The sequence below is a fragment of the Streptomyces sp. genome, from assembly GCF_035563135.1.
Taxonomy (GTDB): domain Bacteria; phylum Actinomycetota; class Actinomycetes; order Streptomycetales; family Streptomycetaceae; genus Streptomyces.
In genome coordinates this window covers 1-9,462 of record NZ_DATMVN010000734.1, presented here as the reverse complement: position 1 = coordinate 9,462, position 9,462 = coordinate 1, and the positions used below count along the sequence as shown (strand labels likewise).

At 71.8% G+C, this 9,462-nt stretch carries 10 protein-coding genes; 7 read left to right on the top strand and 3 right to left on the bottom strand.

From position 1 onward, the window contains the following. The first annotated feature begins 85 nt into the window (after nucleotides 1-85). The 5 genes from aroH (at nucleotide 86) to der (ending at nucleotide 4,546) form a co-directional block, all read left to right on the top strand. Nucleotides 86-448, top strand: coding sequence for a chorismate mutase (gene aroH, locus VN520_RS32580; protein ID WP_325750538.1), 363 nt, complete (start codon nucleotides 86-88; stop codon nucleotides 446-448). Beyond that, the gene (locus VN520_RS32575) at nucleotides 445-1,530 is read left to right on the top strand and encodes a prephenate dehydrogenase (RefSeq protein WP_325750537.1); all 1,086 of its coding nucleotides are present in this window, start codon (nucleotides 445-447) and stop codon (nucleotides 1,528-1,530) included. The genes aroH and VN520_RS32575 overlap by 4 nt, the downstream gene beginning before the upstream one ends. A 108-nt stretch (nucleotides 1,531-1,638) precedes the next feature. Beyond that, nucleotides 1,639-2,355 (top strand): (d)CMP kinase, encoded by a 717-nt coding sequence (gene cmk / locus VN520_RS32570; RefSeq protein ID WP_325750536.1) that lies wholly within the window; start codon nucleotides 1,639-1,641, stop codon nucleotides 2,353-2,355. Next, on the top strand, nucleotides 2,352-3,020 hold the full coding sequence (locus VN520_RS32565; protein ID WP_325750535.1) for a lysophospholipid acyltransferase family protein: 669 nt from the start codon (nucleotides 2,352-2,354) through the stop codon (nucleotides 3,018-3,020). Before cmk ends, VN520_RS32565 begins: the two co-directional genes overlap by 4 nt. 56 nt (nucleotides 3,021-3,076) lie before the next feature. Next, entirely contained in the window at nucleotides 3,077-4,546 is a 1,470-nt protein-coding gene (der, locus tag VN520_RS32560; protein WP_325750534.1) for a ribosome biogenesis GTPase Der, read from the top strand. Nucleotides 4,547-4,609: 63 nt separating this feature from the next. On the opposite strand, the gene VN520_RS32555 is transcribed toward der, so the two are convergent. After that, the gene (locus VN520_RS32555) at nucleotides 4,610-4,915 is read right to left on the bottom strand and encodes a hypothetical protein (RefSeq protein ID WP_325750533.1); all 306 of its coding nucleotides are present in this window, start codon (nucleotides 4,913-4,915) and stop codon (nucleotides 4,610-4,612) included. Between the two features lie 137 nt (nucleotides 4,916-5,052). Further along, on the bottom strand, nucleotides 5,053-5,835 hold the full coding sequence (locus VN520_RS32550; protein ID WP_325750532.1) for a hypothetical protein: 783 nt from the start codon (nucleotides 5,833-5,835) through the stop codon (nucleotides 5,053-5,055). A 300-nt stretch (nucleotides 5,836-6,135) separates the two neighbouring features. Between VN520_RS32550 and VN520_RS32545 the strand changes: the two genes are divergently transcribed. Beyond that, nucleotides 6,136-7,416 (top strand): glycosyltransferase family 4 protein, encoded by a 1,281-nt coding sequence (locus tag VN520_RS32545; RefSeq protein ID WP_325750531.1) that lies wholly within the window; start codon nucleotides 6,136-6,138, stop codon nucleotides 7,414-7,416. Nucleotides 7,417-7,840: 424 nt separating this feature from the next. Next, nucleotides 7,841-8,056 carry an I78 family peptidase inhibitor gene (locus VN520_RS32540; protein WP_325750530.1) on the top strand — a complete coding sequence of 72 codons (216 nt, stop codon included), beginning with the start codon at nucleotides 7,841-7,843 and terminating at the stop codon, nucleotides 8,054-8,056. Between the two features lie 103 nt (nucleotides 8,057-8,159). Here VN520_RS32540 and VN520_RS32535 read toward each other — a convergent pair whose 3' ends face one another. Further along, the gene (locus VN520_RS32535) at nucleotides 8,160-9,203 is read right to left on the bottom strand and encodes a phosphatase PAP2 family protein (protein ID WP_325750529.1); all 1,044 of its coding nucleotides are present in this window, start codon (nucleotides 9,201-9,203) and stop codon (nucleotides 8,160-8,162) included. Nucleotides 9,204-9,462: the final 259 nt, after the last annotated feature.

Sequence of the window (9,462 nt, the reverse complement as noted above, 5' to 3'; positions counted from 1 at the left end):
CTCACGGACAGAGCACCGTGACCGCCGCCGCCGCCGCACCTCTAGGCTGGAAGAGCACACAGCACGAGGCGACGAGGGGTGAGACGTGGCGGTACGAGCGGTCCGTGGAGCCGTCCAGCTGGAGCGGGACGAAGCCGGACACATGGACGAGCGGGTGAGCGAACTCCTCACCGCGGTCCTGGAGCGCAACCAGCTCGTCGCCGACGACCTGATCAGTGTCTGGTTCACCGCAACCCCGGACCTGCACAGCGATTTCCCGGCCGCCGCCGCCCGCGGCCTCGGTATCGTCGACGTACCGCTGATCTGCGCCCAGGAGCTCGACATCACCGGTGCCATGCCCCGTGTGGTCCGCGTCCTCGCGCATGTGGAGACGTATCTCCCCAAGTCCGAGATCAGTCACGTCTACCTCGGCGCCACCGGCGCCCTCCGCAAGGACATCGCCCAGTGAGAACAGCCCTCGTCATCGGAACGGGCCTGGTCGGCACCTCCGCCGCCCTCGCCCTCGCGGGACGCGGCATCCGGGTGCACCTCGCCGACCGCGACCCGTCCTCGGCGCGGACCGCGGCCGCCCTGGGCGCCGGTACGGACGAGGCGCCCGAGGGCCCCGTCGACCTGGCGATCATCGCCGTACCGCCCGCCCACACCGCCTCCGTGCTCGCCACGGCCATGCGTGACGGGGTCGCACGCGCCTACCTCGACGTCGCCAGCATCAAGGGCGGCCCGCGCCGCGAGCTGGAGGCGCTCGGGGCCGACCTCACGCCGTACATCGGCACGCATCCCATGGCCGGCAAGGAGCGTTCCGGGCCGCTGGCGGCCACCGGCGACCTCTTCGAGGGCCGCCCCTGGGTCCTCACGCCGACCGGGGAGACCGACACCGAGGTCCTCAACCTCGCCCTGGAACTGGTCGCGCTCTGCCGGGCCGTCCCCGTCGTCATGGACGCCGACGCCCACGACCGCGCCGTCGCCCTGGTCTCCCACACCCCGCAGCTGATCTCCTCGATGGTCGCCGCCCGTCTGGAGGAGGCCGACGAGACCGCCGTACGCCTGTGCGGCCAGGGGATCAGGGACGTCACCCGCATCGCGGCCTCCGAGCCCCGGATGTGGGTGGAGATCCTCTCCGCCAACCCCGGCCCGGTCGCCGACGTGCTGGCGGGCGTCGCCGCGGACCTCGACGGGACGGTCCGGGCGCTGCGCGGCCTGCAGTCCGCCGACGAGGACGAGCGCCGCACCGGCACCGAGGGCATCGAGGACGTCCTGCGCCGTGGCAACGCGGGCCGCGTCAGGGTCCCCGGCAAGCACGGGGCCGCCCCGGCCTCGTACGAGATCGTCGCCGTGCTCATCAGCGACCGGCCGGGCGAGCTGGCGGCGATCTTCGCCGACGCGGGGCGGGCCGGCGTCAACATCGAGGACGTCCGCATCGAGCACGCCACCGGCCAGCAGGCCGGACTGGTCCAGCTGATGGTCGAGCCGAGCGCCGCACCCGCACTGGGCGCGGCCCTCGGCGAGCGCGGCTGGTCGATCCGCCCGTAGCGGGTCCGGGCGGCCCCGGAGGCACGGTACGAGGCCGCTTCGCGCACTCGGTAACCTTGGGGGAGGCCGTTCCGTGGCCACGCTCCGCCCGCCCCGTGTACCAGGAAGGTGTCCACCACCGTGGAAACCGCAAGCGCCGCCGCCCGGACCGCCCCGGCCGCAGTGATCGTCGCCATCGACGGCCCCTCCGGCACAGGCAAGTCGAGCACCTCCAAGGCTGTCGCCGCCCAGCTCGGCCTCAGCTACCTGGACACCGGCGCGCAGTACCGGGCGATCACGTGGTGGATGCTGAACAACGGCATCGACGTGCAGAACCCGGCCGAGATCGCCATGGCAGCCGGCAAGCCGGTCCTCGTCTCCGGCACGGACCCGTCCGCCCCGACGATCACCGTCGACGGTGAGGACGCCTCGGGCCCGATCCGCACCCAGGAGGTCACCTCCAAGGTCAGCGCCGTCAGCGCCGTGCCCGAGGTGCGCACCCTCATCACCGAGCTGCAGCGCTCGATCGCCAGGCAGGCGGAGCGGGGCATCGTCGTCGAGGGCCGTGACATCGGCACCACGGTGCTGCCCGACGCCGACATCAAGATCTTCCTCACCGCGTCCCCGGAGGCGCGCGCCGCCCGCCGCAGCGGTGAGCTCAAGGGCTCCGACCTCGCCGCCACCAGGGAGGCGCTGATCAAGCGGGACGCCGCCGACTCCGGCCGCAAGACCTCACCGCTGGCCAAGGCCGGTGACGCCGTCGAGGTGGACACCACCGAACTGACCCTCGCGCAGGTCATCGAGTGCGTCGTCACCCTCGTCGGGGAGAAGCAGGCCGCGAAGTGACCGAAGCCACCGCCGCGCCGACGCCGCGCGGAGCGGCCGTCGGGCGCGGGATCGGCATCGGGCTCATGTACGGGCTGTTCAGACCCCGGGTGCTCGGCGCGTGGCGGGTCCCCACCGCGGGACCCGTCATACTCGCGGTGAACCACGCGCACAATCTCGACGGGCCGATGCTGATGGGCACCGCGCCCCGGCCCGTCCACTTCCTGATCAAGAAGGAGGCGTTCGTCGGCCCCCTCGACCCGTTCCTGCGCGGAATCGGGCAGCTGAAGGTGGACCGCACGACCGTCGACCGCAACGCCATCACGCAGGCACTCGGCGTGCTGGACGACGGCGGGGTCCTCGGGATCTTCCCCGAGGGCACCAGGGGCGAGGGCGACTTCGCCTCCCTGCGTGCGGGGCTCGCGTACTTCGCGGTGCGTGGCGGAGCGCCGGTCGTTCCCGTCGCGGTACTGGGAAGTTCGGAGCGCCGTGGACGGTTGATACCAGGGCTGCCTCCGCTGCGCAGCCGGGTCGACGTCGTCTTCGGCGACGCCTTCCAGGCCGGTGACGGCAGCGGGCGGCGGACCAGGAAGGCGCTGGACGAGGCGACGCTGCGCATCCAGGGCAGGCTGACCGCTCACCTGGAGAACTCCAGGCGCCTCACCGGGCGCCCGGTGAAGACTTGAGTAGTGGGCCGCGCGACCGTGGCCCATCGATGATGATGCAAAGAGGAACGGACTTCATGAACGACCAGATTCACTCCGGCGGCTCGGACCACGAGCACGGAGCACTTGGCGATGCCGAGTACGCGGAGTTCATGGAGCTCGCCGCGCAGGAGGGGTTCGACCTCGAGGAGGTCGAGGGCGCGATCGGTGAGGCCGGTCACGGCCCCCTCCCCGTGCTCGCCGTCGTCGGACGCCCGAACGTCGGCAAGTCGACCCTGGTGAACCGGATCATCGGCCGCCGTGAGGCCGTCGTCCAGGACAAGCCCGGTGTCACCCGTGACCGCGTCAGCTACGAGGCCGAGTGGGCCGGGCGCCGCTTCAAGGTCGTCGACACCGGCGGCTGGGAGCAGGACGTCCTGGGCCTCGACGCGTCCGTCGCCGCCCAGGCCGAGTACGCCATCGAGACGGCCGACGCGGTCGTCTTCGTGGTCGACGCCACCGTCGGCGCCACCGACACCGACGAGGCCGTCGTCAAGCTGCTGCGCCGGGCCGGCAAGCCCGTGGTCCTGTGCGCCAACAAGGTCGACGGGCAGAGCGGCGAGGCCGACGCCACCGCGCTCTGGTCGCTCGGCCTCGGCGAGCCGCACCCGGTCTCCTCCCTGCACGGCCGCGGCACCGGCGACATGCTGGACGCCGTCCTGGAGGCCCTGCCCGAGGCCCCGGCCCAGAGGTTCGGCAGTGCGCTCGGCGGCCCGCGCCGCATCGCGCTCATCGGCCGGCCCAACGTCGGCAAGTCCTCCCTGCTGAACAAGGTCGCCGGCGAGGACCGGGTGGTCGTCAACCCCCTCGCGGGCACCACCCGCGACCCGGTCGACGAGCTGATCCAGCTCGGCGGCACCACCTGGAAGTTCATCGACACGGCGGGCATCCGGCGCAAGGTCCACCTCCAGGAGGGCGCCGACTACTACGCCTCGCTGCGTACGGCGGCCGCCGTCGAGAAGGCCGAGGTCGCCGTCATCCTGATCGACGCCGGCGAGTCGATCAGCGTGCAGGACCAGCGCATCGTCACCATGGCGGTGGAAGCGGGCCGCGCTGTCGTGCTCGCCTTCAACAAGTGGGACACGCTCGACGAGGAGCGCCGCTACTACCTGGAGCGCGAGATCGAGACGGAGCTCGCCCAGGTGGCCTGGGCCCCGCGCGTCAACGTCTCGGCCGTCACCGGCCGGCACATGGAGAAGCTGGTCCCCGCGATCGAGACCGCGATCGAGGGCTGGGAGACCCGCGTCCCCACCGGCCGGCTGAACGCCTTCCTCGGCGAGATCGTCGCCTCCCACCCGCACCCGGTGCGCGGCGGCAAGCAGCCCCGCATCCTCTTCGGCACCCAGGCGGGCACCAAGCCGCCGCGGTTCGTGCTCTTCGCGTCCGGCTTCCTGGAGCACGGCTACCGCCGCTTCGTCGAGCGCCGTCTGCGTGAGGAGTTCGGCTTCGAGGGCACGCCGCTGCACATCTCGGTGCGGGTGCGCGAGAAGCGCGGCCGCAAGAAGTGAACCGATGAGTACGGCGAAGCCCCGGCCCCCACGAGCGTGGGGGCCGGGGCTTCGCCGTACTCCTCACGCCTCCGTGGACCCGGGCGGCAGTGCGGCGGGCCGGGCGCGGCCGGCGTGCCGTCCGACCCGCTGCCAGGAACCGGGGTTGCCACTGGCCGCGCTGTGGCTGCCCTGGGCGTTCGCCGCCGCACGGCCGCCCAGGGGAGCACGGCTGCCGAACGTCCCGATGCCGAACGCTCTGAAGCCGAGATTCTCCTCACCGGTACGGTCCCCGGGCAGTGCCCTGAACGACCGCCTGTACTCGCTGTACAGCGCGTCGTAGATCGGAGTGGGGGACCTGCCGCCCGAGGGGTCCTGTGACGGGCGCATGGCCGGAATCGGGGCCTGCTGCCGGCGAGGAGGGTCGTATGAGTGCACGTAGGTGCCAACGACCTCACCGCCCGTGGGATGCGGGCGGGACGGAGAAAACGCTGTTCGGCGGGCAGGGACGGGTGGCACGGACACGGTCAGGTCCCGGCGAGCGGCATCGCCGCGGCGACCAGGAGGCCGTTGGCCGCGGCCTTGTCCAGCGCGTCACGGAGCAGGTCCTCGCGCGGCTGCTGGCCGATGGAGCCGGCGGGCGCGGCGAAGACCAGGACGCTCTGTGACTTGTTGGCGGCCGTCCGCCAGCCCTCCGTGACCTGGAGCGGCTGGTGGGCCTGCCACCAGGCGACCGGGCTGCCGCCGCCGGCGCCGGGCTGCAGCACGGCGTGCAGCTCGCCCCTGGCGAGGAGGACCGACCAGCCGGGGAGGACGCCCGGCAGCCGGTTCAGGTGGGGCGTGGGCAGGAAGCCCTGCTCCAGCAGGAGCTGGAGGAACTGGTCGCCGCCGCTGCCGTCGGTGCCGGGCCGGGCGATCGGCCCGGTGGGCTCGACGACCAGGGCCGGGTGGAGGTCGTCCTCGATCAGGACGAGACCGCTGGTGATGCCGAGGACGGCCTGTTCGGGCATGAGGCCCTCCGAATTCTGTGGCTCGCTGCCGGTGATGGACCGCACGGCGCCCTGGAGCTGGTCCTCCGCGACCTGGACGACCTGCGAGGGGATGCAGGTCGCGTGGGCGAAGGCGAGCACGGCGGTCTCGTCGCCGACGAACAGCACCGTGCTGGTGCGCTCCTGGTCGGAGTCGCCGGGGGTGCGGCACGAGGTGCAGTCGTAACTGCCTGGGGCACTGTCGCCGACGAGCAGCCGGTCGGCTTCGGCATCGCCGATCTCGGCGCGTACGTCCTCGCTGACGTCGAGCATGCGCGGCACGGGTGGCTCCTCGAACTCGGTGCGTGGGCCGGGCGGTTCCCGGCTCATGAAGAGACAACGGAAGACCCGGGGCGGGAGTCACGCGCGAATCGGGAGATTAAGCATCCCCGTCGGCGGACCGATGAACCGGAAGAGCGCACGGCTGATTCGGAGCCGGGCATTCCGTGTGAAGGCCCCGGATCCGCAGTCCTCCGTTCGAAACGTCACGGGTCTGTGCGACTCGTGTGCGAATGCTGTGCCCACTTCTGACGCCACGTAAGGTCCGTTGCAGACCAGTCGAACAGGGGAAACGACTACGTAATGCACATTTCATTCCTGCTCCACAACGCGTACGGCATCGGGGGAACGATCCGTACCACTTTCACGCTCGCCAGGACCTTGGCGGAGCAGCACGACGTCGAGATCGTCTCCGTCTTCCGGCACCGCGACGACCCGAAGCTGGGCGCACCCGACGGCGTCCGGATGCGCCACCTCGTCGATCTGCGCAGGTCGAGCCCCGGATACGAGGGCGAGGCCGCCGAACACGCCAGGCCCGCAGCGGTGTTCCCGCGCGGCGACACCAGGCACGGGCAGTACAGCAGGCTCACGGACAGCCGTATCGCGTCCCATCTGGGTTCCCTGGAGGCCGATGTCGTCGTCGGTACGCGCCCCGGCCTCAACGTGCACATCAGCCGGCAGGCACGGCGCGGCCCGGTCCGCGTGGGCCAGGAGCACCTCACCCTGGAGAGCCACGGCTACCGGCTGCGCCGGGAGATAAGCCACCGGTACGGACTGCTCGACGCCGTCACGACCGTGACCGAGGCCGACGCCCGGGACTACCGCACCAGGCTGCGGCTGCCCGGCGTACGGATCGAGGCCATCCCCAACAGCGTGCCCGAGCCCGCCGGCCCGCCCGCCGACTGCGACGCGAAGTGGATCGTGGCGGCCGGGCGGCTGCACCGGGTCAAGCGCTACGACGTACTGATCCGGGCCTTCGCCGAGGTCGCGGCGGTGCGCCCGGAGTGGCGGCTGCGGATCTACGGCGCCGGCGACGCGTCCGGCAACGAGCAGCAGCCCCTGCGCGGGCTCGTCGACGAACTCGGGCTCCGGGAGCGGGTCCTCCTCATGGGTTCGGTCGACCCGATGGAGGCGGAGTGGCCCAAGAGCTCCATCGCCGCCGTCACGTCCGAGCGGGAGTCGTTCGGCATGACCATCGTGGAGGCGATGCGCTGCGGTGTGCCGGTCGTGGCGACCGACTGCCCCCACGGGCCCGCCGAGATCATCGACGACGGCACGGACGGGCGGCTGGTGCCGCCGGGGGACACCGGCGCGTTCGCGAAGGCCCTGCTCGGCCTGATCGACGACGACGCCCTGCGGCACCGGATGGGCCGTGCCGCGCGGGTCTCCGCCGCGCGGTTCGATCCGGCGCCGATCGCACAGCGGCACGAGAAGCTCTTCACCGAGCTGGCCGCGCGAGGCGGGGGAAGGAGGTCGCAGGGGCCGCTGCGCAACGCGGTCCAGAGTTCCAGGGGCAGCGTGCTGGACGGGGCGTACGCGCTGCGTTACAAGGCCGCGGAGGTGATCCGCCGGGGGCGGGACTGAGCCGGGGGCCCGGCCCGCCCGTCGGCCGCCGCATCCCGGACCGTTGCATTCCGGATGATGCGGCGGCCCATGGGCTCTTCGGCCGGGAACCCGGCCGGGCGGGCGGAGTAAGGACCGCGTAAGGGCGAGTGAATTCCAGATGGCGAACTCGTATATTCTCCATTCCGGAAATACCGGAAAGCGAGGCCGCGCCCGGTGTCCGGCAACCGGTAATTCTCTCCCGGCAGCTCTTGGACGGCTTTCCGTGGAGGGCGGAAATTCGGGTTGTGCACTGCCGGGCCGACCGATCGGGTGAAGTGGTCGGGCGTAAACGCCTGTGGGGATCCTGTGACACAAGCGTGACCGCCGGGGTGCACGGGGACGCGCCGGGACCGGTGTCCGCCACCGCTACCGCCGCGGCGCCGGGCGGCCTACGGTGAGAGGCATGGCATCTGTACCGACCCCTCCCGCCCAGCCGGACGACATCCCCGAGTCCTATGTGGGCCTCGACGCCGAGACCGCCGAACAGCAGGCCAGAGCGCGGGGGTGGAGCACGGTCCGGGCCCTCCCGCCGGGCTCCGTGATCACCATGGAGTTCCGCGGCGGACGCATCAACTTCGAGGTGGACGCCGCGACCGTGACCCGCTGCTGGGTCGGCTGAACCCCGCCCCGGCGCGCGAAGGCCCCGACACTCCGGTCGGGGCCTTCGGCTGTGCGCGGTGGACGGGGACGCGTACTGTCCCCGCAGGTCAGGGGCGGCTGGGTCAGGGTCCGACCGGTCCGCCCGTCACCGGGCGGGACGGGCCCGTGCTGCCCCGCGGTGAGCGGTCCGTGTGCGAAGGACGGCGTGAGCCGCCCGGGGTCAGCGGCATCCGCTCCGGACGTACGGGATGTGCCTGGTGCGCCCGCGCCCTGGCGGCCGCACCCGGGTGACCGGAGGTTCCCCCCGCCCCGGGGGCCGGGCCCCGGCTCGACGGCCCCTGGCCGCCCTCGGCCGCCGCCCCTCCGCCCAGCGCCTGCGGCAGCAGGACCGGCTCCGGCGCCATGGGGGCGGCCGGGACGGATCTCCGCTGTCTGCGGCGGTCCCGCCACTGTTCGCGCACCGAGAGGATCAGGATCTCGGTCCGTGTGATCAGCGGCTCGAACCAGGGCAGGGCCAGCAGGATCAGCAGGCCGGCCGCCCAGCCCAGCAGGACGTCGCTGAGCCAGTGGGTACCGATGTAGACGGTGGTGAGGCCCACACCCAGGGAGACGAACGCCGACAGGGCCGAGAGGTAGCGCCTGGCGCGTGGCGTGGTGGCCAGGTAGGCAAGGATTCCCCAGGTCACGACGGCATTGGCGGTGTGACCCGAAGGGAATATATCGCCGCCGGCGTAGAGCTCCGCCGAGCCGATCTGAGTGGCGTAGTGCGGGCCGAGCCGCCCGAGACCGAGCTTGACCGCGCCCACCGAGAGGTTGAGCAGCAGCAGGGAGACGCCCAGGGTGAGCAGCGGTCGCAGCGTGTGCTGGCGCCAGGAGCGCCAGCCGAGCCAGGAGGCGACCATCACGGCTGTGGGGCCACGCTGGCCCAGCACGACGTAGTAGTCGAGGAAGGCGTGGAGTTCCGGCCACTGCTGATAGGGCCGGAACAGCATGACCTTCCAGTCGAGAGCCACCAGCCAGGACGAGACGAGCACGGCGACGACGATGGCGAGATAGAACGCCAAAGTCCCGCCGAAGAGAGCGATGCGGTGACGGCTCATCCGCGGGATCTCTATCTTCGGCGGTTCCGGCTCCCGGTCCAGACGGGCAAAGATGTCGGTACGCACGCAATGGACGTTACAGCGAGTGAGTGTGTGATCCGGCCGATCCCGCGTCTTTGTGATGACGATGTGATGTGGACTTTGTCTCAGTCCGGTATCCATTACCGGCGCTGCGGGGAATCGCTTTGGCCCGGCCCGCTATTCACCGGTGACGTTATTCGCAGAAATGTTTGAGTATCGATGAATTGGCGCAGCGTGACTCCGCCGCGTGCGCGCAGGGCCATTCGGGGCGGTCCTCGGGCCGCGCCCGGCGGCGTCCCGGCGT

Bases quoted from the DNA above. Each gene is read 5' to 3' on its own strand.
- VN520_RS32545 (WP_325750531.1), top strand. From the start codon at position 6,136: ATGCACATTTCATTCCTGCTCCACAACGCGTACGGCATCGGGGGAACG.
- der (WP_325750534.1), top strand. From the start codon at position 3,077: ATGAACGACCAGATTCACTCCGGCGGCTCGGACCACGAGCACGGAGCA.
- VN520_RS32555 (WP_325750533.1), bottom strand. From the start codon at position 4,915: ATGCGCCCGTCACAGGACCCCTCGGGCGGCAGGTCCCCCACTCCGATC.
- VN520_RS32540 (WP_325750530.1), top strand. From the start codon at position 7,841: ATGGCATCTGTACCGACCCCTCCCGCCCAGCCGGACGACATCCCCGAG.